The sequence below is a fragment of the Rhizobium sp. 57MFTsu3.2 genome (assembly GCF_012932765.1).
Taxonomy (GTDB): Bacteria; Pseudomonadota; Alphaproteobacteria; order Rhizobiales; family Rhizobiaceae; genus Rhizobium; species Rhizobium altiplani.
Window position 1 is genome coordinate 38,914 of sequence record NZ_JDWI01000023.1, and the last position, 23,768, is coordinate 62,681.

A 23,768-nucleotide genomic window follows, 5' to 3' on the forward strand; every position below is an offset into this window, starting at 1 on the left:
TTGCAGCAGCACCGGCGAGAACCATCAACGCCAGCCCACCGATCCACGCGTTGATTGATGCGAGCAAAGCCCCTTCGTAGCTCAGAACCCATGGGCAGAAAAACAATACCGCTCCTGCGACAGCATTCACTGTGTTGAGTTTTGATAAAGGAGAAACCCGTTCTTCGACCTTCCGCATCCTGAGACCTTTCGACCTGGCGGTGGCGCTAGAAGATCTGGTGTGGCGGGTTTCCCAAGACAAGACGGCTGATGACACCTATTTCGTACGATCGCGCGTATGGCTTGCAACTATGTGCCACTTCTTCCGCCGACCGCTCCAACATCCATAGACATCCTATCTCGGCAAGGCTTACGGGGGGCTCGGGCGCATCGGAACGCCTCGCGGCGAGGAGAGGCCATACGAAACCCGGTCATGGATCCTATCGCTCTGCTGCCGCGCCATGCCCGTTCGAGCAGCTCCCCGGCAGCGTTCCGGAGACCTCTCGCCAAAAATGTGTTGGGCCGCCTTTTTGGAATTCGCCCTGGTCGACCAGCCGGAACCGCATGAGGGTATAATCGGCCTCCGAGCCACATCGGCTGCTGATCCGAGGCATTGCGCTGAGGGCTGGCTCTGAGACCCTCGCGTATGGCCGGCCGGGGGTCTTGAACCGCCTAGCGGCGCTCACCCGCTGGCCCTTGCACGCGCCCGTCTCCAATACTAACTTTTGGTTATTGTCGTTGGTAGGAAAAGGAGGAAAAAATGCCGACGTCAGATATCCTTTGGAATAGTCCCGTAAATGTTCGGCTTCCGAATGGCACTGAGAAGTCGTTCCAAAGTATCCACGACACCTTGGACTTTCTTGAGAACGATTGGCCCAAGGTACACGGTGCGTATCACGACGCAGCAGTAGCGAGCTGCCGAAATGCCCTCAATCGACAAACTCCTCCCGCGGTAAGTAAAGAACTCTTTCTCGCGGCATGCCTAGAGGCGGGCTTTACGGCTCGAAGCGTTATCAGGCGAGCGAGCGGCCACGGCTTATCGGAAACCGCTCACCGACATTTCTGATCCGACAACGCCGGAACGAATGACCGGCAACCGCCTTTATCGGCCAGAGGCATTTGCCTCAACCCTTCAGTCCCAACGCTTGCCCCGCTCTTCTAGCGGGGCCTCCAAAGCGATCGAAACAGAGACGTTCTTCATGGAGGATGTTGTGATGTCTCGAAAACAGTTCAGTCACAAGATGAGCCCCTAAATTCCGACGACCTACGCAAGCAGTCTGGAGCAACTGGCTTCCGCGACCCATCATCACACGGAGACCGGTGACGTGCGATAGGCCGGGCTCATCAAACCTGCGTCACGAAAAAAGCCAAGAACCGAAGAATCCGGAAATTCAAGTCTCAGTGCAGCTTGAACTCGCCTTCGACGCGGCACCATTCGTTCTGTCCGGTCAGGCGCTAATGCGTATAGCGGATGGAACGCAGCACCCATCGAGATTGGCCCGCCAGTAATCAAGGAACTTCTGCATCGCAGGAAAATCGGGAGCAATCTTGCCAAACGAAGGGTTGCAGCACGGATTCAAAATCAGGAATGCGGTAGAGTTTATGGGCAGTGGTGAGGCCGAAGCCATTGAGCTGACACTCCAGATCCGATGAAAATCCCATGCTTCATCTCCGTTTAGTGACACTGGCGAATGTGGCGCAAAATTTTGAGGCCAGCAACGGATTTTCAAACGTAAAGACCCCTGTTGTTGTTTTTTTCCAGCGTGTTAGCAGCCGCCTCTGAAGAGAGCCATTTTTTTGTTTTGACCTCTTGAAATCGAAAAATCGCAAAACCAGATCATTTCGCGCAAAACGCTCGACTGAGGTTTTGCTCCCGCCCGGACTGGTCATCCGGTTCGGCCAGGGGAACAACGTCATCATTGTTTGTCCATCGGAGGAAAACATGTCGTTCCGACCGCTTCATGATCGCATTCTTGTCCGCCGGGTTGAGTCCGAAGAAAAAACCAAGGGTGGCATCATCATTCCCGATACCGCCAAAGAAAAACCACAGGAAGGCGAGGTCATCGCCGTCGGACCCGGCGCGCGTAACGATGCCGGCCAGGTCCAGCCGCTCGACGTCAAGGCTGGCGATCGCATCCTGTTCGGCAAATGGTCCGGCACTGAGATCAAGATCAACGGCGAAGACCTGCTGATCATGAAGGAAAGCGATGCCTTGGGCATCATCGAAGCCCCGGCAGAGCAGAAGCAGGCCGCCTGAAGGCCGACCGATCAGTTAAATTAGCTGCCTATTGAGGAGTTAAAGAAATGGCTGCGAAAGAAGTCAAGTTCCACACCGATGCCCGTGAACGAATGCTGCGTGGGGTGGATGTGCTTGCCAATGCTGTGAAGGTGACACTTGGCCCGAAGGGTCGTAACGTCGTTATCGACAAGTCCTCCGGCGCGCCGCGCATAACCAAGGATGGCGTAACGGTCGCCAAAGAAATCGAGCTTGAGGACAAGTTCGAGAACATGGGCGCGCAGATGCTGCGCGAGGTGGCTTCGAAGACCAACGATCTCGCTGGCGACGGCACAACGACCGCGACGGTGCTTGCCCAGGCAATCGTCAGGGAAGGTGCCAAGGCGGTGGCGTCCGGCATGAACCCAATGGACCTGAAGCGCGGCATCGACCTTGCCGTCGACGCTGTCGTCAAGGAACTGAAGACCAACGCGCGCAAGATCTCCAACAATTCCGAGATCGCCCAAGTCGGCACGATCTCCGCTAACGGTGATTCCGAGATTGGCCGTTACCTTGCTGAAGCAATGGAGAAGGTCGGCAACGAAGGCGTCATCACCGTGGAGGAAGCCAAAGCCGCCGAAACCGAGCTCGAAGTCGTCGAAGGCATGCAGTTCGATCGCGGCTATCTCAGCCCCTACTTCGTCACCAATGCTGACAAGATGCGGGTCGAGTTCGAAGATCCTTGTATCCTCATCCACGAGAAGAAGCTCTCGAACCTGCAATCGATGCTCCCGCTTCTCGAAGCCGTCGTGCAGTCCGGCAAGGCGCTTCTCATCATCGCCGAGGACGTCGAAGGCGAGGCACTCGCTACGCTGGTCGTCAACAAGCTGCGTGGTGGCCTGAAGATTGCTGCCGTCAAGGCTCCGGGCTTCGGCGATCGGCGCAAGGCTATGCTGGAAGATATTGCCATCCTGACCGGCGGCACGGTCATTTCCGAAGACCTCGGCATCAAACTGGAGAACGTGACGCTGAACATGCTTGGGCGTGCCAAGAGGGTCGCGATCGAGAAAGAGAACACGACGATCATCGATGGCGTCGGTTCCAGGGCCGAGATCGACAGCCGCGTTGCGCAGATCCGCGCGCAGATCGAGGAAACCACCTCCGACTATGACCGGGAGAAACTGCAAGAACGTCTTGCCAAGCTCGCTGGCGGCGTGGCTGTCATTCGCGTCGGCGGTTCGACCGAAGTCGAAGTCAAGGAAAAGAAGGACCGTGTCGACGACGCGTTGCATGCGACCCGCGCGGCGGTTGAGGAAGGCATTCTGCCGGGCGGTGGCGTGGCACTGCTGCGGGCCATTAAGGCGCTCGACAATCTTGATGTGGCAAACCCGGACCAGCGTGTCGGAGTCGACATCGTCCGACGTGCGATCGAGGCCCCTGTCCGTCAGATCGCCGAGAATGCCGGCGCAGAAGGTTCGATCATCGTCGGCAAGCTGCGCGAGAAGTCCGACTTCTCCTACGGCTGGAACGCCCAGACCGGCGAGTATGGTGATCTCTACGCACAGGGCGTCATTGACCCGGCCAAGGTCGTGCGCACCGCGCTTCAGGACGCAGCCTCCGTTGCCGGCCTGCTGGTGACGACGGAAGCCATGATCGCCGAAAAACCCAAGAAGGAAGCCGCTCCGGCGATCCCCGCTGGCGCCGGCATGGACTTCTAGGTGGATCAGCCAGGCCCGCCCGTCGGGCGGGCCGTTCCCGGAGTGAGAAATGAATCCGACGTCTTTGCCAACAAAGGAGGAGGCGCGTTTGTGCGCGAGTGTCGTCAAGGAAATCTCCCAGACAAGGGGAGTTTCCAGAGACCCGGTCGCTATCGGAAAGCTAACCGTGCTGGTGGCGCGGCTCTTCAACAGCGGGCTCCGAGAACGCGATGATCTCACGTCAGCCGCTATGCGATCAGCCCATTCGCAGAGCGATCTGATGCAGACCCACACTGGAATGCGCACATCGTCAAATAGTAAAGAGTGAAAGGCGAGGGTCGCTTGCGGTCTGCAAACGGGCATTTTTCGAGGCGACCCGACGCCGGAGCGTGCAGTTGATCAGGATGGCTACGGACTCGACGAGATCGTCCAAATGCCGCCAAAGGTACACCAGATCGTGAAACCGGCATTGATTTGCATCAGGCCGACGAGGCAGCCACTCGACAACGTGAACTCGGCGAGATCGAACTTCGACGCGCGATTTATCTCGACGACCGGGCGCCGAAGGGATGCGTGCCATCATTGTCGATAATGGTCTGGCGACGGGAGGGACCGCAATAGCGGCACTAATTGCTATGAGAAGCCAGGGCGCCTCAAAACTTGATCGTCGCCATTCCAGTTGCGCCGGAAGAAACGCTTGCGGAGATGCGAACATATGCCGATGACGTCATGCCAATCGGCAAAGGCAACGTGCTAATCGGCATGAGCGAGCGGACCTCGCGCCAGGCGATCAGAGCCAGGTTGCCCAGGCGCTGTTCGAAAAAAGTGCGGCCGAGCGCGCTATTGTCGCAACCAAAGCTACGCGCTGCCATGCATCTTGACACGATCTTCACATTCGCCGACGGTGACGTTGGCGCAACCGGCGTCGGAAGGGATCAGAGAGATTCAGCTCAATTCGGACCAAGCTTGTAGCGCCCGTTTGCGTGCCTTGCCATGATCGACGATTCGATCGGGATATACATCAACTACACGCCGTCGAAGCAGGTCGGGCGCATCCCATGGACGGTGAATGAATTTCGCGGACAGGTGCGCCAGCTCCGGCAACCACCGACGCACATAGTCGCCATCGGGGTCGAACTTCTCACCCTGCAACACGGGATTGAAGACACGGAAGAACGGGGCGGCATCCGCTCCCGAGCCGGCCACCCATTGCCAGCTTGCGGGGTTGTTGGCGGCATCCGCATCGATCAGCGTGTCCCAGAACCAGGATTCGCCCTCACGCCAGTCGATCAAAAGATCCTTCACGAGGAAAGATGCAACCACCATGCGCACGCGATTATGCATGTAGCCGGTGTTCCATAACTCCCGCATGCCGGCATCCACGAGTGGATATCCCGTCCTGCCCTGCTGCCATGCCACTAGCGCCTCGGGGTCGGTGCGCCAGGCAAAGCGATCGAATTTCTTCTGCAGGTTTCGTTTTGCAATATCGGGATTGTGATAGAGTAGATGATATGAGAATTCGCGCCAGCCAAGCTCTGACTGGAATTTCTTGAGACTACGCGTAGTCTGCGCTGGACCTCGCGCGTTGGGGGCAATGCTCGCTTGGTGCCAGATCTGACGAGCTGAAATGTTGCCAAAGCGCAGATAGGGTGAAAGGCGCGACGTCGCCAGCCGATCGGGCCGGTCGCGCGAGTCTTCGTAATGTGCAAGGCCACCGCCGATAAAGTTGTTCAAGCGTGTGTGGGCGCCACGCTCACCGCGCCGCCATGCTGTGCGTAAACCGCGCGCCCAGTCGGGTGCGGCAGGCTCCAGGCGCAGATCTTCAAGCCGCAGGCTTTGTACCTCGACCTCGTGTGGAATGGCATAAAAATGCGGTCGTTCCGGGACGGGCAATGGTGGGTCCGGTTCACCAGAAGCTTGCGCCTCACGCCAAAATGCCGAAAACACCCTAAACGGTGCCTTGGCACTCGTCGACAGTGTCCAGGGCTCGTATAACAGATTGCCATTGAAGCTTCTGGCGTCAATGCATTGCTGTCTGAAGGACTTTTTCAGATCTTCGTCAATCCGGCGCGTTGCTTCGGTATATCGACGGTTCCAGAAAACTGCGATGGCCCGACAAGCAGCAACGACTAGGGGCACGATCTCTCCGGCAACGCCGCGAAACAAAAGCAGGCGTCCGCTACGTTCGCGCAATGATTTGTCCAACTCCAACAGCGAGCCATGCAACCACCATCGCGCAGCACCGCCCAATGGCCGCACATCTGGTCCCGCGACTTCGTCTATAAAGAGGCACACCAGCGGCCGCCCCGTTGCTGCAGCGTGATAAAATGCTGGATTATCTCCAAGACGAAGGTCCTCGCGGAACCAGACCACAATAGGCGCCATGTCGCTCGAGCCGGCACGATCGAGAGGTTGAGAATTAGCCATTTAGCCGCCAGATCTCGAAGTTTAACAAGGTCGCGAAACAAACCCATGCGGCAAGCGGCACGAGGCTCATTCCCGCAACTCGGTCCAGCCGAAAGAAGAATGTAAGCGTTAGCACGATCACCAGCAGTTGCGGCACGATATTGATCAAACCTGCCAGGGGGCAGCGCAGTCCGAAAAACATCCAGGACCATCCAGCGTTCATAGCAAGCTGGGTGAAGAAGAAGACAAGCGCAGTGCTACGGCCAAGGCGATCTGAAGGCATCGTCAATACACGCCATGCCGCCCAAGCCATCAGAATATACAGTGCGGTCCAAACAGGCGCAAAAATCCAAGCCGGTGGATTAAAGGCTGGCTTGAGCAGTCCAGAATACCAACCAGCAATATTTGGGTAGGTGGCCAATTGGCCGAGCAGCGAAACCATAACTACGGGAATTATCGCCATTGCTGTGTTTATCAGAACGGACTGTTTACTCATGTCGGACACGTTTCTCGCTTCAGCATTCTCGGTTAAGAGGGTCGCTTGTGGGTGGCTCTTCGACGAGACACACACTCACACGGAAACTCATGATCGCGCACCGACCGTTCGAAATATGCGATCCGATTCCCCGTCGACAGACCACGGCCTAGCGATACCGCCCAGGTTTTCGCCGACTGCAAGGCCGACCTGGATCGCATCCTCATGGAAACCGGATCCGAAGTAGGAGCCGCAAAACCAGGTGTTGGCTTCACCCTGGAGCGACCAAAGCTGTTTCTGCGCTGCAAGCGTGGCTGCGTTGAACAAGGGATGCTTGTAGCGGCCGCGCCAGATCACCTTGTCTGCGGCCGGGTCATGCAGCGGGCTGAGCGTCACGAAGAAGGAGCGCGGTTCGGCGATACCCTGCAGTCGGTTCATCCAGTAGGTGACACAGGGCTTTTGCCGCGCGGCGCCATCACGCCCCGAACATGCCAGATAGTTCCAACTCGCCCAGACGCGTCGGCGGCGGGGCAACAGGCTTTCATCCCCATGGAGTACGGTTTCGTTATCGCCATAGGCAAAAACGCTCAGCAGTTCCGCCTCGCGCTGCGACCGGTCGGCCAGCATAGCGAGTGCTTCATCGGCATGAGTACCAATCACGACATGGTCGAACCACTCTGGTTGTACGCCGGGCACGAAAACCTCCACCGCACCATTCACACGACGAATCGACCTCACCGGGGCATTGGTACGAATGCGATCGCGGAAGGGCGCGGACAGCCGCTCGACATAGGCGCTGCTTCCGCCGACCACCGTGCGCCAGATCGGCCGACGCACGAATTTCAGAAGGCCGTGGTTCTCGCAGAAGCTTACGAAGGAATGCGCCGGATAATTGCCGATCTCCAGCGCCGGTGTTGACCAGATTGCAGCCGCCATCGGATATAGATGATCCTCTCGAAAGGCTCGGCCAAAGCCTGCGCTATCAAGATAGTCGTTGAGGCTCGCGGATGGATCGAGATTTCGCACGCCGCTCGGCGCCTCGCGGTAAAAGCGCACGAGGTCGCGCAGCATCGACCAGAACCGTGGGTTTGCAAGATTACGGCGCTGGGCAAATAGACCGGCAAGGTTCGTTCCTGCATATTCAAGTTGTCCTCCGTCAATCGAAACGGCAAAGGACATGTCCGAGGCCTTGGTCGAGACATCAAGATGCGCAAATAGTGCCGTCAGGTTTGGATAAGTCGTTTCATTATAGACGATAAAGCCCGTATCGACCGGGACACCGCCTGCATTGACGGTGTGACAATGACCGCCGACGCGATTGTCAGCCTCAAAGACCGTCACCTCATGACGTTTCGAAAGAAGCCAAGCAGCGGAAAGACCGGCGATGCCCGTGCCAACAACAGCAATCTTCATCGGCCGGTCCGATTGAGGAAAATGGCGCATGTCGATCCTTCTGCAGCTGTCGATATTGTCGAAACCTTATAGTAACGTGTACGAAGAGCGGCTTCTGGCGGATCACTACAAGCGATTTCTGCACGTGTGATCCGCTTTGGAGACCGCCGCGTAAAAGGATGCATGAATGAAGTTTCGAGCTCCATTGAGATGGATCGCAGACCAGGCGTGCCGAGAGGCCGGCGACTTGCCGTGGTGAGTTCGAGGGATGTACAGCAGGCGCCTTCACCCGATGCGCTCGCAGAGATGATGGTTCAGATTGCTCAAGACCGCGACCGACAGGCCTTTGCGCGGCTTTTCCGCCATTTCGGGCCGAAGCTGAAAACCTTCTTTCTGCGCTGGACGCCCTCGTCGGGCATGGCCGAGGAGCTCATGCAGGAGACGATGCTGACGGTGTGGCGCAAGGCTTCGTATTTTGACCCTGCGCGGGCGGGTGTTGCCACATGGATCTTTACGATAGCCCGCAACATGCGCATCGACCACGTGCGCCGCCAGCGCAATCCCTCAGCTCTGCCGCCCGATCCCGAGAATACACCGGAAACGCTTGAGGAGGGATTGATTGGGGCCGAGCGGGACGCGTTGGTGCGCCGGGCGCTAACCACGCTCTCACCGGAGCAGCAAACGATCATCCGCCTTTCCTATTTCAACGAGAAATCGCAAGCCGAAATCGCCGATGAACTGGGCATCCCGCTTGGCACGGTAAAATCTAGAACACGCCTGGCAATGAACCGCCTGCGCGCGCTGCTGGAAGACAAATCATGACGATCACACACCACGCAACCGACGAAACCTTGATGCGCATTGCGGCCGGCACGCTTGCCGCAGGTCCGGCCATCGCGGTCGAGGCGCATCTGGCATCTTGCCCGGCCTGCCGCTCTCGCGTTCGCGAACATGAGGCGCTCGGCGGTGCCCTGCTGGAAGAAATAGAACCAACGACGCTTTCGCCCACCGCGCTGAGTGATGTGCTTGCAATGCTCGATGATGAGGACGCGGGACACTCTCTCGTTCTGCCGCCACTTGTGCCGGTGGAGATCGAGGGCATTCCCCTGCCAAAGGCCCTGCGCGGCTGCGCAATCGGGCGCTGGCGCTGGATCGGCCCCGGCATGAGGATGAGCCGGGTCGGCGTGCCGCACGATCCGGATGCCAATCTCATCCTGCTCAAGGTTAGCCCGGGCCGCGCCCTCCCCGATCACGGACATGTCGGCACGGAATTCACCTATGTCGTCTCGGGCTCGTTCTCAGATCGGTTCGGCACTTTCCGCCCTGGTGATCTTGCGGAAATGAATGAAGATGCCGAGCATCAACCTATTGTCGACAAGAATGGCGAGTGCATCTGCCTTGCCGCCATGGAGGGAAAGATGCGGTTCAAAAGCTTTATCGGCCGCATGCTGCAGCCGATCTTCGGGATCTGAGCCGTGGCGGCGACCGCGCTTTTCATCCTGCTGGCAGCCGCTGTTTCTCTTGCGATGACTGCTGTCTGGTTTGCCGTGGTAAGAAGCGCGGCATCCGGCTGGATCGACGTAGTCTGGTCGTTTCTCGTCGGAGCTACCGGCCTGTCAGCATCGCTCGTCCCGGTCGATGGCTGGGAGGGAGAATGGCAGCGGCGGCTCGTTGTCGCCGCCCCCGCCGGGTTATGGTCCTGCCGCCTAGGCCTCCATATCCTGCAGCGCACCCTACAGGGCGGAGAGGATCCACGATATGTCAAACTGCGTGAGGAATGGGGCAAAAGCTGGCGTTTACGTTTGTACCTGTTCCTGCAGATACAGGCAGGAGCCGCGCTACTCTTAACTGCAACCATCTTCATCGCCGCACGAAACCCTTCAACGGGCCTGCAATGGAGTGATTTCGCCGGCATTGCCATCCTTGTTATAGCCATAGTCGGAGAAGGCTTCGCCGATGCGCAGTTGGCGCGATTTCGCGGTAAGTCCGCGAACCGCGGAGGGATCTGTGACGAGGGCTTGTGGAGCCTCTCGCGCCATCCGAACTACTTCTTCCAGTGGCTCGGATGGACCGGATATGCAGTCATCGCTATCGGCCCCGCAGGGGTATGGGGCTGGGGTTGGCTGGCGCTTGTCGGTCCCGCCTTCATGTATTTGCTGCTCGTGCATGTCTCGGGAATTCCGCCGCTCGAAGCGCATATGATGCGCTCACGCGGCGCGGCCTTCTCCGCCTACGCCAATCGCGTCAATGCTTTCTGGCCTGGCTTGCAAAACGGGGAAAGCTGACATGAATCTTGTCGCTGCCGCCGAGCAGCTGCCGCTTCCTGATGACGCCTTGCGCTTCGTCATCAGCCGGTTCGTCGGTCGCAGGCGCAAGCTTCTGGCGGACGGAGGCGGTGTGACGGATCGCGAGTTTGCGCAATCGATGACCGGATGGCCGATCGCCGTTCACACCGATGAAGCCAACGCGCAGCATTACGACCTACCGACGGCGTTCTTTGCGCTGACGCTCGGTCCGCGCCGCAAATATTCCTCGTGCCTTTATACCTCACCCAACAGCACGCTAGCGGAAGCTGAGATTGCGGCGCTGGATGAAACCCGCATTCATGCAGACCTTGCGGACGGACAGGATATTCTGGATCTCGGTTGCGGCTGGGGCTCCCTCTCGCTGTTCATTGCCGAGCGTTACCCGTCGGCCCGCATCGTCTCCGTTTCGAATTCTTCATCGCAACGCAGCTATATCGAGACTGAAGCCAAACGGCGCGGTCTTCTGAACCTGACGGTCATCACCGCTGACATGAATAGCTTTGCTCCCGACAATACCTTTGACCGGATCGTCTCCGTCGAGATGTTCGAGCATATGTCCAACTGGAAGTCGCTGCTTGAACGGGTGCGCGTCTGGATCCGTGACGACGGCCGGCTCTTCCTGCATATCTTTTCCCATCGCAAGACCGCTTACCGTTTCGACCATGCCGACAAGGCGGATTGGATCGCCCAGTATTTCTTCACCGGCGGCATCATGCCGAGCCACGAGCTGGTCCGAGAATTTAGCGACAGCTTCATTGTCGAAAGGGACTGGCGCTGGAGCGGAAAACATTACGAACGCACGGCGATTGACTGGCTAGATAATTTCGACCGGAACCGCCACATCATCCGCGCCATTTTTGAGGCGACCTACGGGCAAGATGCGGCGCTCTGGATGAGGCGCTGGCGGATATTCTTTCTCGCAACGGCCGGGCTTTTCGGCCATGCCAATGGCGAGGAATGGGGTGTCAGCCACTATCGCCTGCGACCCGCCAGCGCACGGCCGTGACCTCCCTTTTCAGAACACTTACAAAGATCGTGCGAGCCTACGCTCGCCACCCAGACCCACGTGTCGCTGCAGGGAACGTCATTTCACTTCTGATTGCCTCGAACCAGCCGTTTTATCCGCTTTACCTTTTCTGGCTGGTTAGCGCCGACATAACGCCCGCCTGGTTCACTTTCCTTTCAACGCCGTTCTTTCTCGTCGTGCCCGCCGTTGCACGTTGGAACTGCGTCGCCGCCCGGGCGCTCCTGCCGCTGGCGGGTATCGGTAATACGGTACTTTCGGCTTGGCTCTTCGGCACGGCATCCGGGGTCGAGATCTTCCTCGTTCCCTGCGCGGTGATCGCCCTCTTGCTGTTTCGCCCGCACGAACGCCTTATCGGGTTGGCGCTGACCGCAGTCGCCTTCGGCGTCTTTCTAGTGTGGCACGATGCCTATGGGCCGCCGCTAGCGTGGTATGACGCGGCCGAATATTACGCTCTGGCGCGGCTTAATCTCATCAGCGGCTGCACCCTTACAGCTTTCGTCGCCCTTATTTTCTCCAACCTCCTTGCGCAGGCCGAGCAATCATCCGAGCCGGCTGGCGGCCCAAAAGCCGCTTGATGCGCCAACGGCAGTTACGAAGGCGCCCCAGAGAATATCGGCAAGCGTGATGGCCAGTGGCCAGTCCTTCAACGTAGCCTGATTGGTGAGGTCATAGGTCCCATAGGCCATAAGACCAAGCACGGCGCCGTTCAGTGCAGCCCTGCAAAGACCGCCTTTCCCGAGAGCCGGAAGCACGGCGAAGAATACAATGCCGGCGACATAGGTCAAATAGAAGAAGATTGCCGGGGCCAGGTGGAACTGCGGCGCAAGCTTATCGCCCAGACGCGGTCGGTAGAGCATATCTGCCATCGTCGTAAGCCAGATGGCGTCGACAGTCAGGAAAGCGACGCCTGTCGCCAGATAGGCCGTGATCATGGTTTTCATATGGTGTCCCCCCGATGGTGTCGACATTCTCTACGGCATCACCGCCTCGGCGGATCACCTCGAGTGAACCGATCGACTTGCCCGTGCGTATGTCACGAAAAGAAGGAGAATGGACCGATGAGGATAGCGGTTCTGACTACGTATGCCGCCTTGATATCGACAGCCGCCGTGCAGGCGCAGCAATCCGCCGATCCGAGCGGTATCTGGCTACGCGACGACGGAAACGCGCGTGTGCGCATAGCACCCTGCGGCAGCAATATCTGCGCGACCAATCTGTGGATCCGCGATACCACCAAGGGTGAAGAGGCCGGCGATCGCCTGGTCATGTCCCTTCAGCCGAAATCGTCCGATACACTAGCAGGGACTGCTTATGACCCGAAACGAGACCGCACATTTTCGGTCACCGTGCGGGTCTCCGACAAATCGCTTCTCACCCGCGGCTGCATTCTGGGTGGGCTATTGTGCAAGAATGTGCGCTGGCAGCCTTCCCGGTGACGGACTCGGCAAGGGGTAAAGAATGAGGGAAAACCGCATCACGAGCATGGCCAACAACGGCCCGCCGCCCGCGGCGGCCGGCACGCTCTTTCCAGGTAAGGTCATGCACCAGCGGCTCAGTCCCTTCGGCCATCGCTTCAGCTACAGCGTCTTTTCCTTGTTAGTGGATATCGACCGCCTTGGCGATCTTGCCGAGCTCTCCAGCCTGCTGTCGGTCAATCGGCCTGGCATCATTTCCTTTCACGAGCGTGATCACGTCGACGAGAAGGACGAGATGCTGCGCCAGTTTGTCGATCGCCTGCTGGCACACGCCGGACTCGAGAAGCCGGCGGCACGGATCCTGCTGCTCGCCTATCCGCGTATGTTCGGATACGCCTTCAACCCGCTCGCGACCTACTTCGCCTATGATGAGAACGAGCGATTGATCGCGATCATCTACGCCGTGCGCAACACTTTCGGCGAGCGGCATAACTATGTGGCGCCGGTGCTTCCGGGCGAGGAAAGTCCAGCCGGTATCCGCCAGAGGAGGACGAAAATCTTTCACGTGTCGCCCTTCATGGGCATGGGGCTGCGCTACCACTTCCGTATCTTGCCGCCCGGCAAAACCGTGCGGGTGCGCATCCACGAGACTGCTGGCGGGCAACCGGTGCTGGCCGCCACGTTCAACGCCGACGCGGCACCGCTGACCGACGCCAACCTCGCTCGCTGCCTCCTGCGGTTCCCTTTCATGACGTTGAAGGTGATGGCCTGTATCCACTGGGAGGCACTCAGGCTATGGCTGAAGGGCGCAAGCTTCCGAACCAGCCCGCCCCCACCCAAGACATCAAGCTACCGGGACACCACCTGACCTGCTTTTGGCGTATCAGTGGTCGAGGCATAGACGCACAAGTCCTCGCAAGCAACAATGAGATTTTCGGGAAATAATCGTGGTAGCCCTGGCAAGAATACTTAAGAGAGCCATCAACAGGACTTTAACCAAGGACGGGCTTCTCGCGAAGGCAATAGTTGCCGCCGTTTCTTCGATAGATACCGGTAAAATTACAGTGGTTCTTCCATCCTTAGAACGGGTTGAGAAAACCGGCACCCGGCCGGGACCGTCCGCGACGATCGTCATTCGCAAGTGGCGCACCATCAAGCGGCTTGCGACACGCGGTGATCTGGGCTTCGCCGAGGCCTACATTGATGGGGATTGGACGACGCCGGATTTGGAAGCCTTCCTGGAGCTGACCGCCCGTAACATCGATCTCCTTGATAGAAGGATTTCGGGTAATGCAATCGCTAGGCTGTTAAATCGGCTTCGTCACACGCTGCATGCAAACAGTAAGGCCGGAAGCCGAAAGAACATCGCCTACCACTACGATCTCGGCAACGCGTTTTACAGACAGTGGCTCGATCCGAGCATGACCTACTCGTCCGCACTCTATTTGGAGCCGAACCTAGGCCTGGAAGGCGCGCAAACAGCAAAACTCGAGCGGGTAGAAGAGCTGCTGAAGCTCAAGGGCGGGGAGCGTGTTCTGGAGATTGGCTGCGGCTGGGGATCGCTGGCCCAAAGGCTTGGCCGTGCCGGTGCGATGGTAAGCGGCGTCACGCTTTCCTCTGAGCAATTGGCATTTGCGACAGGGCGCATTCGAGCCGAAGGGCTCCACGAAACTGTTAGGATTGAACTGAAAGACTACAGGGATGTGACCGGAACCTACGACCGGATTGTTTCGATTGAAATGCTAGAAGCGGTAGGCGAGGCTTACTGGCCCGTATTCTTCAAAACGCTGCATAAACGGCTTCGCCCAGGCGGACATGCTGTACTCCAAGTCATTACCATCGACGAGAACCGGTTTGCCGCCTATCGTCGCACGTCAGACTTCATTCAGCGCCATGTGTTCCCCGGTGGCATGCTGCCGACAAAAGCGGTCATCCGGACACAGGCCGCGCGCACCGGCCTTCGGTTGGCACAATCCGAATATTTCGGCATGGATTATGCGAGGACGCTCCTCGAATGGCGAGAGCGATTCCTGGCTGCTTGGCCCAATATCAAAGCAATGGGCTATTCCGAGAAGTTCTACCGCTTGTGGGACTATTACATGTGTTACTGCGCTGCGGGCTTTAAGGCGGGGACCATCGACGTGGGCCTCTACGTCCTAGAAAAGCAACCGGAAGACAAATAGCGGGTCGATTTGCCGGCGGCTCGCTATTACGCTGTGACTGCTGGTTGACGACAAAGCCTGTCGGCCCGCATGGCCGAGCGATGACCGGAGGTTAAGCCAAACGACGCGTGGAAGGTCGCTTGCGATTCTTGCGTGAGAGCCGCTTGCCACAAGCACCAGAGCCGCCTTTGTCACGGCCGCGAAAGAGGCCAAAATTAACGTCAATGCAAATTCGAAAACGTTCCGCGATCGGGCAGGGTGGCGGGTTTACGGTGATGACGTGCGGGCAGCGCTCGTCGTTGTTTGGGAGGCGTCGGATCGAATTTGCGGCAAGCGGCTACACATGGGGTAATCGCGGTGCGACTGCCCCCGGCAACTTTATGCAAGATGATGCTGGCTGGGTTGGTTGCCCCCGATAAGATGGAAATACGGGCTCACGATTGGAACCGGGGGCCCAAATATCGAATGGAGGCAACCATGGACCGATATATAGGGCTTCCGGACAAGGCGGTTCCTCGCAAGGAGCGTAAGGCCCGTGCACTGCCCGAACACCTGCCACGGGTCGAGAGAGTGATCGAGCCCGAGAGCATCGTTTGTCCCTGCGGTTGCGGCAACATGGTCCGGATTGGCGAGGATCGGACGGAACGGCTCGACCGGATTCCGGCGCGCTACGAGGTGATCGTCACGATCCGCCCGAAATACGCATGCCCCAAGGGTCGAACGGGCGTCGTCCAGGCGAGAGCGCCGGCACATCTTTTGGAAGGGAGCTGCCCGACCGAAGCCCTTCTGGCTGAGATTGCCGTCTCCAAGCATTCCGAACATATGCCGCTCAACCGGCAGGCTGAGGTCATGGCGCGACACGGGGTGCCGATAGACCGCACGGTCCTTTCCGATTGGATGGGGCGCACGGGCAGCGAAATCGCACCGGTGGTCGACCACATGGCAAAACGGCTACTGTTGGAAAGCACGCGGCTCTATGTCGATGAGACCACGGCTCCGGTGTTGGATCCGGGGCGAGGCAAGACGAAGACCGGTTATCTCTGGGCCGTGTTGCGTGACGATCGCGGCTGGAATGGCTCCGCGCCGCCGGGCGTGGTGTTCCATTATCGACATGGGCGTAAAGGCGAATATGCCGCTGAAATCCTCGAAGGGTTTAACGGGACAATCCAGGTCGATGCCTACGGTGGTTACTCTCACCTCGCCACGTCGGACCGGGTGGGCGGTGACCCGTTGAAACTGGCTTTCTGTTGGGCGCACGGACGCAGAAAGCTGATCAAGGCCACGCCAAAGAGTGGATCGCCCATCGTCGACGAGGCGCTGCTGCGGATCGCCGCGCTCTACAAGATCGAAGACAGTATCCGGGGCTCAGATCCCGATCATCGGCGGGCAGTTCGACAGCACCTGTCCCTCCCGCTGGTGGACGCGTTCTTCACCTGGCTGGCAGCGCAAGCCAAGCGTCTCTCACGCAAGTCTGACCTCGGAAAAGCCCTGGCCTATATGCTGACACGGCAGGACGGCTTCCGGCTGTTCCTGGACGACGGCCACGTCGATATCGACTCCAACCTGGTGGAAAACGCGATCCGCCGTCCGGCCATGAACCGCCGCAATGCCCTCTTTGCGGGGCACGATGAAGGGGGCCGTAATTGGGCCGGGTTTGCCAGCTGATCGGCACTTGCAAGATGAACGGCGTTGAACCCTGCGCCTATCTGTGCGACCTCTTCACCCGCCTCGCAAATGGCCACCTCGTCAAAGACATCGATACCCTGATGCCATGGGCCTATGTCGCCCGCATCAAGGCCTCACAATGAGCTCGTCAGGTACTCGTCGGTGAGCGCATTTGACGGCCCGTAGATCAACCTCAGATCGCTGCAACTGATTGAGAAATCGATGGGGCGTGGACGTCGCATACAGAGAGGCGAACGGCATCGCCGCAATAACGCTCGAATCCGCCAGAAGGGCGTTCGAACGTAGACTAGGGGCACCTGGCGGTAGGAGATAGGCGATTAGCGCCATCGATATGGTCCGACACATTCGCGACGGGGGCCGTAGTACGGCTGGAACGTATTGTCGAATGCCCTGTACGTACGATAGCGCGCATAGCACCAACTCACATGGCCGCCGCCCTCATAGGCGACTGACGGTTCATACCCGCGGTACGGCCAATAAGAGCTATCTGGCCGGCGCTGATACCCGTAGAACGAGCCGTAATATGTAGCCCCGTAGGGACCGTAGCGAGGCCGTGTTAATGCGCCGCCGACGATTACACCGTAATCGCCGTATGCGCCGCCGCCTCCGTGACGCCATTGCACGGTTTCTGTTTGCTGCGGCAATTGGATCCCGGGTGGACTAATTGCCGGAAACGCTTGAGCTGATGTGATGCCGAGAACGCTTATGATCAGTCCAAACGCTACCGGGCCTAACTTGTCCATGGTCTGCCCTGCTCCTCAACCGACGTTGAGCGTAGTATGACGACAATCGTTCCGTGTAGCTACAAGCAAATAGGTGCTCCCGAAGCGATCCTTGGCCACCTTGCACGCGACCGGCCGATGATGAAATGCCCCTTGGCAGACTTCTCTACAACAGTTGCGCTTTCGATGGCCGCTTTCGTGCCAAGGCAAAGACCTGCATCGGCTTCCCCCAAAATGCGAAAACGCCGAGAACGGGAAAGGGCTATGGCTCTGCGGTAGCACCCTCAGCCGCTCTCCAGCTTTCAACCACCATACTTCGCCAAGCTACGCAAAACCAAAGAGCGTTTTCGCATTTATCTATTTTGCGATACGACGCCAACTTTCGCCCGGCGAAGATAGGCACCCTGACCCGCAGCGCCGGTGAACGCCTCTCCATCAACGATGGTCGCGCCACGCAGGATGACGCGCACGGGCCAGCCCTCGACCTCAAGACCTTCATAGGGTGTGTAATCGGCGCCGTGATGCAGGATGTCGTTGGTGATGGTCACCTTCTTCGACGGATCCCAGAGGGCAATATCGGCATCCGAGCCGATCGCGATCGTGCCCTTCTGCGGATAGAGGCCATATTGCTTGGCATGATTGGTGGATGACAGCGCCACAAAGCGGTTGATATCGATCCGGCCTTTGCTCACCCCTTCCGAAAACAGAATGGGCAACCGCGTCTCGACGCCGGGAATGCCGTTTGGAATCCAACGGAAATTCCGCTTGCCCTTCTCGTTGAGCTTGCCTCCCTCATCCTCGTAACGGAAGGGGCAATGATCGGACGAGAAAAGTTCGAACGTGCCATTCTGCAGGCCTTCCCAGCAGGCAATCTGGCTTTCCTTGTCCCGCGGCGGCGGCGAGCAAACGAATTTCGCGCCCTCAAGCTCGGCAGCATCGAGATCGTCTGCCGTCAACAGCAGATATTGCGGGCAGGTTTCGCCCGCGACCTTGCCGCCGCGCTTGCGGGCCCGCTCGATTTCTTCCATCGCCTGGCGGTTCGAGACATGGACGATGACAATCGACGTATCGACGATTTCGGCAAGCGAAAGCGCCCGATGCGTCGCCTCGCGCTCAGCCGCGGCAGGCCTGCTCAGCGCGTGGAATTTCGGCGCCAGATCGCCATTCCGCTCATGTTTGCCGATCAGATAGCGGATTGCGTCTTCATTCTCGCAATGGACCATGACGAGCGCGCCGGAACGGCGGGCGCTGTCCAATGTATCGAGGATCTGGTCGTCGCGCAGGCGAAGGTTCTCATAGGTCATGAAGACCTTGAGCGAGGTATAGCCATCCTCGACAAGCGCCGGAAGCTCCTGCCCGAGCACATAGGCCGTGGGATCGCTAAGGATCAGATGAAACGATACGTCGATATGGCACTGGCCATCGGCCTTGGCATGGTAATCCTTCAGCGATTCACGCAGCGTCGTGCCCTTTTCCTGCAGGCAGAAAGGCAGGATCGTCGTGTTCCCGCCAAAGGCGGCCGAAAGGGTACCGCTCGCGAAATCGTCGGCCATGACGATCCCGTCGCCCGAGGGTTGGGCGATATGGACATGGCTGTCGATGCCGCCGGGCATGACATAGAGGCCGGTGGCATCGATGATCTCATCGGCATCATCAAGACCAGCGGCCAGCGCAGCGATCTTTCCATCGCGAATCCCGACATCGCTACGAAACGTATCGCTCGCGGTGAAGACTGTGCCGTTCTTGATGATGGTATCGAAATGCATCAGGCAGCCCCCTTGTTCAGGCCCGCATTGTCGCGCCCCAAGATTTCATCAAGCGCCGCAATCAGTCGATCGACCTCGGCAACCGTGTTGTAATGCACCATGGAAACGCGCACGGCGCCATTGTACTGTGGCAGGCCAACATGGTCGCCAAGCCGCCGCGCGTGGAAATCGCCAAAACGGATTGCGATCTTATAGGCGTCCATGGCCTTGCAGATATCTTCCGAATTGCGCCCCTCGAAGACGAAGCTGATCGTCGGGATACGCCGGCCATTGCGGTTTGCCGTCTCGCCAATGATGCGGCAATCGTTGCGGCTGCGCAGATAGGTTAGCAGCCGATCCGTCAGCGCGTTTTCCTGAATGGTGATCGCCTCGAAGGCCGCAAGGATCAGTTGACGCGGCGAGCCCGAGGCGCCGGATTTTGCGCCGAGTTCGCAGAGATAATCGACGATCCCCGTGACCGAATAGGCGAGCTCGTAGTTCGGATTGCCCGGCTCCAGCTTTCCCGGAACCTTGTCGCGCCCATAGAAGAAGTGATAAAGCGGATCGAGCTCCAGAAGATAATCATATTTGCCGTACATCATCGCGTAGTGCGGGCCGTAAGTCTTGTAGAAGCTGAAGACGTAATAATCGACATCCATCGCTCGGACATCGACGGCGCGATGCGGCGCATAGGCGACAGCATCGACACAGATACGCGCGCCGCGCGCATGCACCATGGCCGCGATATCGGCGATCGGATTGATGGCGCCGAGAATATTGGAGACATGGGTGACGCAGACGAGCCTTGTCTTCTCGCTCATCAGTGGTTCGAGATCGGCAAGGTCGAGCTCATAGGTCTTGGTGTCGAGCGGCCAGAACTTGACGACGACGCCCATGTCGCGCAGCCCGTCCCAAGGCCCGATATTGGACTCGTGGTCCGAAATGGTAACTATGATCTCGTCGCCGGCCGAAAGCTGGCTGCGCATGGCGCGCGCCAGATTCTGCAGCAGCACCGTGGTCGAGCTCCCGAAGATGATTTCTTCCGGTCGCGCCGCGTTCACCAGATGTGTGGCGGCGACGCGGCTTTCCATCAACGCCTTCGCCGCCTGCTGCGACACGTCGTAGCTGCCGCCGATCTGGACGTTCTTGTCATAGAGGAACGTATTGATGCGCTCGACCGCGCGCTTCAGGATCTGCGAGCCTCCGGCATTGTCGAAAAACGTCCATCCATGCTGAAGCCCCGGGAACTGGCTCCTGACAAAGTCGATGTCGAGTGGGCGTTGCGTCTCCATGTGGTCCTCCGGAACCTTGTCTTTATTGTCAGTGATTGAGAACGGCGCGCAGGAAGCTCTTCGTGCGCTCCTCCCGCGGATTGTCGAATATCTCGGCGGGTGTGCCGGCTTCCACTATCCGGCCGCCATCCATGAAAATGACACGGTCGGCGACCTGACGGGCAAAGCCCATCTCATGCGTAACCACGATCATGGTGACGCCGGTGCCGGCGAGCGTGCGCATGACGTCGAGCACTTCGCCCACCATCTCCGGGTCGAGCGCCGAGGTGGGCTCGTCGAAGAGCAGTACGCGCGGCTCCATCGCCAGCGCGCGGGCGATCGCCACTCGCTGCTGCTGGCCGCCGGACAGCTGTTCCGGATACTTCTCCGCCTGCTCGGTGATACCGACGCGGGCAAGTAGTTCGCGCGCCTTGCGGGCGGCCTCATCAGGCGGTGTGCCGCGTACCCGCATCGGCGCGATCATGATGTTCTTCATGACCGTCAGATGCGGGAAGAGGTTGAAGGACTGGAACACCATTCCGACTTCTGCGCGAACTTGCGCCAGATTGCGCCCGCGCTCCACCTTGATGCCATCGACCTCGACGTGGCTGTCGTTTGCGAAGCTCTCCAGGTGGTTGATGCAGCGGATCAGTGTCGATTTACCGGAGCCCGAGGGGCCGATGACGCACACGACCTCGCCTTCGCCGATTGCCAGATCGATGCCGTGAAGGACCTGGAAATTGCCATAAGACTTGTTGAGGTTGTGGATATTGACAATGGTTTTCATCGACCCCTCCCGGCACTGAAGCGTTTTTCGAGACGGGCAACGATGCTGACCAGCGGCCACAGGAACGCGACGTAGATGATGGCTGCGCCAATGAGCGGCGAGGGATTTGCCATCAATGCCTGCGCCTGCGTTGCCTGCTTCAGCAAATCGGGCATGGCGACAACGGACGCCAGCGCCGTATCCTTCATCACGTTGATGCAGTTGTTCGTCAGCGGCGGAATGACGATCTTGATCGCCTGCGGCAGAATGATTTCCACCATCATGTGACGATAGGAAAGTCCGAGCGCTTCCGAGGCCTCGAACTGGCCGCGCGGAATGGCTTCGATGCCGGCGCGAAAGATCTCCGCCGTGTAAGCCGTCGAAACGATCGTCAAGGCAGCGGCGGCCGAAAGGAACGGCGAGAGCCGGATGCCGACGAAAGGCAAGGCATAGTAGATCACGATGAGCAGCACTAGCAGCGGAATTGAGCGGAAGATGTCGATATAGATCTTGGCAAGCGCTTGGAGAAACGTCGCGCCATAGAGGCGCAGGAGTGCGAGGATCAACCCACCCGCCAGGCCGCCAACGATGCTGACGACGCCAAGTTCGAGGGTGATCCAGAGGCCGGAGAGGAGCAGCGGAAAAGAGCGCTCCAGCACCGCCAGATTAAAAAAGGTCGTAAAGATATCCATTTAGGCACCGGTCGGTCGTTGTGGGGCGGATGGCGGACAAGCCGCCATCCGTGGCCTGAACCATCCGGCCTTACTTAGCAGCAGGCATGTCGGCGACCTTGATTGTAGAGGTCGTATCCTCGGCCTTCGCGCCGAACCAGGTTTCGTGCAGCTTGGCGATGAAGCCCTCGCCCTTCAGTGTCGTAATCACGTCGTTGACCTGCTTGGCCAACGGGTCGCCCTTGTTGAACATGATCGAGTATTTTTCGCCGGTCGGGATACGCTCGACGACCTTGATTGTCGGCTTGTCCTTTACGTAATACTGCAGCGCCGGAATATCGCTGATATAGCCGTCGATGCGGCCGGCAGCGAGATCGAGCATGGCCGGTTGCAGGCCTTCGAAGCGGCGGATTTCGCCGAGGCTGTATTTGGCGGTGTTGGTGGTTGCCCACACGTCGCCAGTCGAACCCGTGTCGACGCCAACCACCTTGCCGCTCATGCCCGAGAGATCCTTGATGCCGGCGGTAGCCATGACAGTAAGCGACTGGTCGCTGTCATAGTAGGGCTGGGCAAAGCTAACCGATTCCAGGCGCTTCTCGGTGATGGTGATCGACGAGACGGCCATGTTGATTCGGCCCGACTGGACGGCAGAAAAGAGGCCGTTGAACGGGATGTTGACGAATTCGACGGACTTATTGAGGCGCTTGGCAATTTCGGTGATGAGATCGACTTCAAAGCCGACGGTCTTGCCGGTTTCGTCCTGGAATTCCCATGGCACATTGCCGATATTGGCGCCGACGGAAAGATCGGCGGCAAGGGATGCATGGCTGGCGAAGGCGAGAACGCCCGAAATCACCGCAGTCTTCAGAAAGGAAAAATGACGCATCTAGGTTCCCCTTGTTTTATGGCGCGTATTTTTGCTAATGGTCTAACCGGTCTGACCAGTCAGGCCAAATCAATCATGGTATCTTGTCATTTGCAAGCGCGTGATGGATTTAAATGTACGGGGCGAACCAGACGCGCCGATCAGATGTCGGAGAAGCGCAAGAATGCTGAACAGGACTTTGGTGCCGCAATCGGCGGCCCGACTGATACAGGACATGATCCAGAGCGGCGAACTCGCCGCCGGTCAGAAGATTCCGTCGCAGCGTGATTTTTCCCTGAAGCTCGGCATCAGCCGGGCCTCGCTACGCGAAGCGCTGCTGACTCTCGAAACTCTGGGCTTGATCAAAACCGAAGCCGGCCGAGGCACCTTTGTTGCCGACCCTGGCGCCCCGGGAAGCAATATGGCACCCTGGCGCTACTCCGACACCTATTCGGTCTTCGACGTCTTCCAGACGCGCATCATGCTTGAGGGCAATATCGCCGCACTCGCCGCCGGACGCCTCACCGGCAATCAGCTGCAGGCGATGGAAGCGGCAACGAAGCAGATGGAGGATTGCTGGGCCAAACAGGATCTGCTGGCCAATGTCGAAGCCGATCTCGAATTCCACGGCATCATTGCGTCTGCCTGCAGCAATGCCATGCTGCGGGCGCTTTACCAAGTCGTGCGCGAGCAGCTGACGGAAACGCAGCGCCAACCGATTCCGATCACAGAGCCCGCGCGGATGCAGGCCTCCATCGCCGAGCATCGCCGCATCATTGCGGCTCTAAGCGACAATGATGCGGCACGCGCCCGCCTTGAAATGGAAACGCATGTACTCAACACGGCGCGCTGCGCTGGGCTGAACCCGTGAACTTCAGTGGCGCGGCCATCATGACGGTTTCGATCGAGCAGAGGTGCCCCCCACAAGCAACGCGAGCCGCGTCAACAACGCCGGCCATATATCGCGG

Annotated in this window: 22 protein-coding genes and 3 pseudogenes; 14 read left to right on the forward strand and 11 right to left on the reverse strand. The window is 58.7% G+C overall.

What is annotated here, in order from left to right; all coding sequences use genetic code 11:
* Window positions 1-739 precede the first annotated feature (739 nt).
* Window positions 740-1,045: a DUF982 domain-containing protein gene (locus AF71_RS21820; protein ID WP_169683040.1), complete on the forward strand. Its 306-nt coding sequence runs from the start codon at window positions 740-742 to the stop codon at window positions 1,043-1,045.
* A 389-nt stretch (window positions 1,046-1,434) separates the two neighbouring features.
* On the opposite strand, the pseudogene AF71_RS21825 reads toward AF71_RS21820, so the two are convergent.
* Window positions 1,435-1,641, reverse strand: a pseudogene (locus tag AF71_RS21825) (aspartate-semialdehyde dehydrogenase).
* 280 nt (window positions 1,642-1,921) lie between these two features.
* Between AF71_RS21825 and groES the strand changes: the two are divergent.
* From groES to AF71_RS31840, 3 genes and pseudogenes are all read left to right on the forward strand, one after another.
* The gene (gene groES / locus AF71_RS21830; RefSeq protein ID WP_169683042.1) at window positions 1,922-2,236 is read left to right on the forward strand and encodes a co-chaperone GroES; all 315 of its coding nucleotides are present in this window, start codon (window positions 1,922-1,924) and stop codon (window positions 2,234-2,236) included.
* A 47-nt stretch (window positions 2,237-2,283) separates the two neighbouring features.
* The gene (gene groL / locus AF71_RS21835; protein ID WP_169683044.1) at window positions 2,284-3,912 is read left to right on the forward strand and encodes a chaperonin GroEL; all 1,629 of its coding nucleotides are present in this window, start codon (window positions 2,284-2,286) and stop codon (window positions 3,910-3,912) included.
* A gap of 702 nt (window positions 3,913-4,614) precedes the next feature.
* Window positions 4,615-4,794, forward strand: a pseudogene (locus AF71_RS31840) (arginine deiminase family protein); the annotation flags it as partial.
* A 42-nt stretch (window positions 4,795-4,836) separates the two neighbouring features.
* On the opposite strand, the gene AF71_RS21845 reads toward AF71_RS31840, so the two are convergent.
* The 3 genes from AF71_RS21845 to AF71_RS21855 form a co-directional block, all read right to left on the reverse strand.
* Window positions 4,837-6,318 carry a deoxyribodipyrimidine photo-lyase gene (locus tag AF71_RS21845; RefSeq protein ID WP_246733769.1) on the reverse strand — a complete coding sequence of 494 codons (1,482 nt, stop codon included), beginning with the start codon at window positions 6,316-6,318 and terminating at the stop codon, window positions 4,837-4,839.
* The gene (locus tag AF71_RS21850; RefSeq protein WP_169683046.1) at window positions 6,311-6,793 is read right to left on the reverse strand and encodes a TspO/MBR family protein; all 483 of its coding nucleotides are present in this window, start codon (window positions 6,791-6,793) and stop codon (window positions 6,311-6,313) included. The genes AF71_RS21845 and AF71_RS21850 overlap by 8 nt, the downstream gene beginning before the upstream one ends.
* Before the next feature lie 87 nt (window positions 6,794-6,880).
* Complete coding sequence (locus AF71_RS21855; RefSeq protein ID WP_192241092.1) at window positions 6,881-8,215, reverse strand: FAD-dependent oxidoreductase; 1,335 nt, start codon at window positions 8,213-8,215, stop codon at window positions 6,881-6,883.
* A 159-nt stretch (window positions 8,216-8,374) separates the two neighbouring features.
* Here AF71_RS21855 and AF71_RS21860 point away from each other — a divergent pair, with 159 nt between their 5' ends.
* From AF71_RS21860 to AF71_RS21880, 5 genes are read left to right on the forward strand one after another with little or no spacing between them, the layout of a single operon-like run.
* Window positions 8,375-8,986 carry a sigma-70 family RNA polymerase sigma factor gene (locus AF71_RS21860; protein ID WP_246733770.1) on the forward strand — a complete coding sequence of 204 codons (612 nt, stop codon included), beginning with the start codon at window positions 8,375-8,377 and terminating at the stop codon, window positions 8,984-8,986.
* Entirely contained in the window at window positions 8,983-9,636 is a 654-nt protein-coding gene (locus tag AF71_RS21865; RefSeq protein WP_169683049.1) for a ChrR family anti-sigma-E factor, read from the forward strand. Before AF71_RS21860 ends, AF71_RS21865 begins: the two co-directional genes overlap by 4 nt.
* Window positions 9,637-9,639: 3 nt before the next feature.
* A complete protein-coding gene (locus AF71_RS21870; protein WP_169683051.1) occupies window positions 9,640-10,449 on the forward strand; it encodes a DUF1295 domain-containing protein in 810 nt (269 codons plus the stop codon).
* A gap of 1 nt (window position 10,450) precedes the next feature.
* Complete coding sequence (locus AF71_RS21875; protein ID WP_169683053.1) at window positions 10,451-11,476, forward strand: cyclopropane-fatty-acyl-phospholipid synthase family protein; 1,026 nt, start codon at window positions 10,451-10,453, stop codon at window positions 11,474-11,476.
* A complete protein-coding gene (locus AF71_RS21880) occupies window positions 11,473-12,072 on the forward strand; it encodes a hypothetical protein (RefSeq protein WP_169683055.1) in 600 nt (199 codons plus the stop codon). The genes AF71_RS21875 and AF71_RS21880 overlap by 4 nt, the downstream gene beginning before the upstream one ends.
* On the opposite strand, the gene AF71_RS21885 is transcribed toward AF71_RS21880, so the two are convergent.
* Entirely contained in the window at window positions 12,037-12,438 is a 402-nt protein-coding gene (locus AF71_RS21885; protein WP_169683057.1) for a DUF2177 family protein, read from the reverse strand. The genes AF71_RS21880 and AF71_RS21885 overlap by 36 nt on opposite strands.
* 117 nt (window positions 12,439-12,555) lie before the next feature.
* Between AF71_RS21885 and AF71_RS21890 the strand changes: the two genes are divergently transcribed.
* From AF71_RS21890 to AF71_RS21905, 4 genes and pseudogenes are all read left to right on the forward strand, one after another.
* Window positions 12,556-12,933 (forward strand): DUF2147 domain-containing protein, encoded by a 378-nt coding sequence (locus AF71_RS21890; protein ID WP_018116541.1) that lies wholly within the window; start codon window positions 12,556-12,558, stop codon window positions 12,931-12,933.
* A gap of 22 nt (window positions 12,934-12,955) precedes the next feature.
* Window positions 12,956-13,780 (forward strand): DUF1365 domain-containing protein, encoded by an 825-nt coding sequence (locus AF71_RS21895; protein ID WP_169683059.1) that lies wholly within the window; start codon window positions 12,956-12,958, stop codon window positions 13,778-13,780.
* Window positions 13,781-13,859: 79 nt separating this feature from the next.
* Window positions 13,860-15,095: a cyclopropane-fatty-acyl-phospholipid synthase family protein gene (locus tag AF71_RS21900; RefSeq protein WP_169683061.1), complete on the forward strand. Its 1,236-nt coding sequence runs from the start codon at window positions 13,860-13,862 to the stop codon at window positions 15,093-15,095.
* A 495-nt stretch (window positions 15,096-15,590) separates the two neighbouring features.
* Window positions 15,591-16,882 (forward strand): annotated as a pseudogene (locus AF71_RS21905) (IS66 family transposase); the annotation flags it as partial.
* Window positions 16,883-17,077: 195 nt separating this feature from the next.
* Here AF71_RS21905 and AF71_RS21910 read toward each other — a convergent pair.
* From AF71_RS21910 to AF71_RS21935, 6 genes are all read right to left on the reverse strand, one after another.
* Window positions 17,078-17,503, reverse strand: a complete 426-nt coding sequence (locus tag AF71_RS21910; RefSeq protein WP_169683063.1) for a BA14K family protein — start codon at window positions 17,501-17,503, stop codon at window positions 17,078-17,080.
* 332 nt (window positions 17,504-17,835) lie between these two features.
* Complete coding sequence (hydA, locus tag AF71_RS21915; RefSeq protein ID WP_169683064.1) at window positions 17,836-19,248, reverse strand: dihydropyrimidinase; 1,413 nt, start codon at window positions 19,246-19,248, stop codon at window positions 17,836-17,838.
* Window positions 19,248-20,519 (reverse strand): cysteine desulfurase-like protein, encoded by a 1,272-nt coding sequence (locus AF71_RS21920; protein ID WP_169683067.1) that lies wholly within the window; start codon window positions 20,517-20,519, stop codon window positions 19,248-19,250. Before AF71_RS21920 ends, hydA begins: the two co-directional genes overlap by 1 nt.
* A gap of 28 nt (window positions 20,520-20,547) precedes the next feature.
* Window positions 20,548-21,285, reverse strand: coding sequence for an amino acid ABC transporter ATP-binding protein (locus AF71_RS21925; RefSeq protein ID WP_025662401.1), 738 nt, complete (start codon window positions 21,283-21,285; stop codon window positions 20,548-20,550).
* Window positions 21,282-21,956 carry an amino acid ABC transporter permease gene (locus AF71_RS21930; RefSeq protein WP_113161976.1) on the reverse strand — a complete coding sequence of 225 codons (675 nt, stop codon included), beginning with the start codon at window positions 21,954-21,956 and terminating at the stop codon, window positions 21,282-21,284. The genes AF71_RS21925 and AF71_RS21930 overlap by 4 nt, the downstream gene beginning before the upstream one ends.
* A 70-nt stretch (window positions 21,957-22,026) precedes the next feature.
* On the reverse strand, window positions 22,027-22,821 hold the full coding sequence (locus tag AF71_RS21935; RefSeq protein ID WP_018116614.1) for a transporter substrate-binding domain-containing protein: 795 nt from the start codon (window positions 22,819-22,821) through the stop codon (window positions 22,027-22,029).
* Between the two features lie 163 nt (window positions 22,822-22,984).
* Here AF71_RS21935 and AF71_RS21940 point away from each other — a divergent pair, with 163 nt between their 5' ends.
* Window positions 22,985-23,671 (forward strand): FadR/GntR family transcriptional regulator, encoded by a 687-nt coding sequence (locus AF71_RS21940; RefSeq protein ID WP_018857933.1) that lies wholly within the window; start codon window positions 22,985-22,987, stop codon window positions 23,669-23,671.
* Window positions 23,672-23,768 lie beyond the last annotated feature (97 nt).

Bases quoted from the DNA above. Each gene is read 5' to 3' on its own strand.
- AF71_RS21820 (WP_169683040.1), top strand. From the start codon at position 740: ATGCCGACGTCAGATATCCTTTGGAATAGTCCCGTAAATGTTCGGCTT.
- groES (WP_169683042.1), top strand. From the start codon at position 1,922: ATGTCGTTCCGACCGCTTCATGATCGCATTCTTGTCCGCCGGGTTGAG.
- groL (WP_169683044.1), top strand. From the start codon at position 2,284: ATGGCTGCGAAAGAAGTCAAGTTCCACACCGATGCCCGTGAACGAATG.
- AF71_RS21845 (WP_246733769.1), bottom strand. From the start codon at position 6,318: ATGGCTAATTCTCAACCTCTCGATCGTGCCGGCTCGAGCGACATGGCG.
- AF71_RS21850 (WP_169683046.1), bottom strand. From the start codon at position 6,793: ATGAGTAAACAGTCCGTTCTGATAAACACAGCAATGGCGATAATTCCC.
- AF71_RS21855 (WP_192241092.1), bottom strand. From the start codon at position 8,215: ATGCGCCATTTTCCTCAATCGGACCGGCCGATGAAGATTGCTGTTGTT.
- AF71_RS21860 (WP_246733770.1), top strand. From the start codon at position 8,375: ATGGATCGCAGACCAGGCGTGCCGAGAGGCCGGCGACTTGCCGTGGTG.
- AF71_RS21865 (WP_169683049.1), top strand. From the start codon at position 8,983: ATGACGATCACACACCACGCAACCGACGAAACCTTGATGCGCATTGCG.
- AF71_RS21875 (WP_169683053.1), top strand. From the start codon at position 10,451: ATGAATCTTGTCGCTGCCGCCGAGCAGCTGCCGCTTCCTGATGACGCC.
- AF71_RS21885 (WP_169683057.1), bottom strand. From the start codon at position 12,438: ATGAAAACCATGATCACGGCCTATCTGGCGACAGGCGTCGCTTTCCTG.
- AF71_RS21890 (WP_018116541.1), top strand. From the start codon at position 12,556: ATGAGGATAGCGGTTCTGACTACGTATGCCGCCTTGATATCGACAGCC.
- AF71_RS21895 (WP_169683059.1), top strand. From the start codon at position 12,956: ATGAGGGAAAACCGCATCACGAGCATGGCCAACAACGGCCCGCCGCCC.
- AF71_RS21910 (WP_169683063.1), bottom strand. From the start codon at position 17,503: ATGGACAAGTTAGGCCCGGTAGCGTTTGGACTGATCATAAGCGTTCTC.
- hydA (WP_169683064.1), bottom strand. From the start codon at position 19,248: ATGCATTTCGATACCATCATCAAGAACGGCACAGTCTTCACCGCGAGC.
- AF71_RS21920 (WP_169683067.1), bottom strand. From the start codon at position 20,519: ATGGAGACGCAACGCCCACTCGACATCGACTTTGTCAGGAGCCAGTTC.
- AF71_RS21925 (WP_025662401.1), bottom strand. From the start codon at position 21,285: ATGAAAACCATTGTCAATATCCACAACCTCAACAAGTCTTATGGCAAT.
- AF71_RS21930 (WP_113161976.1), bottom strand. From the start codon at position 21,956: ATGGATATCTTTACGACCTTTTTTAATCTGGCGGTGCTGGAGCGCTCT.
- AF71_RS21935 (WP_018116614.1), bottom strand. From the start codon at position 22,821: ATGCGTCATTTTTCCTTTCTGAAGACTGCGGTGATTTCGGGCGTTCTC.
- AF71_RS21940 (WP_018857933.1), top strand. From the start codon at position 22,985: ATGCTGAACAGGACTTTGGTGCCGCAATCGGCGGCCCGACTGATACAG.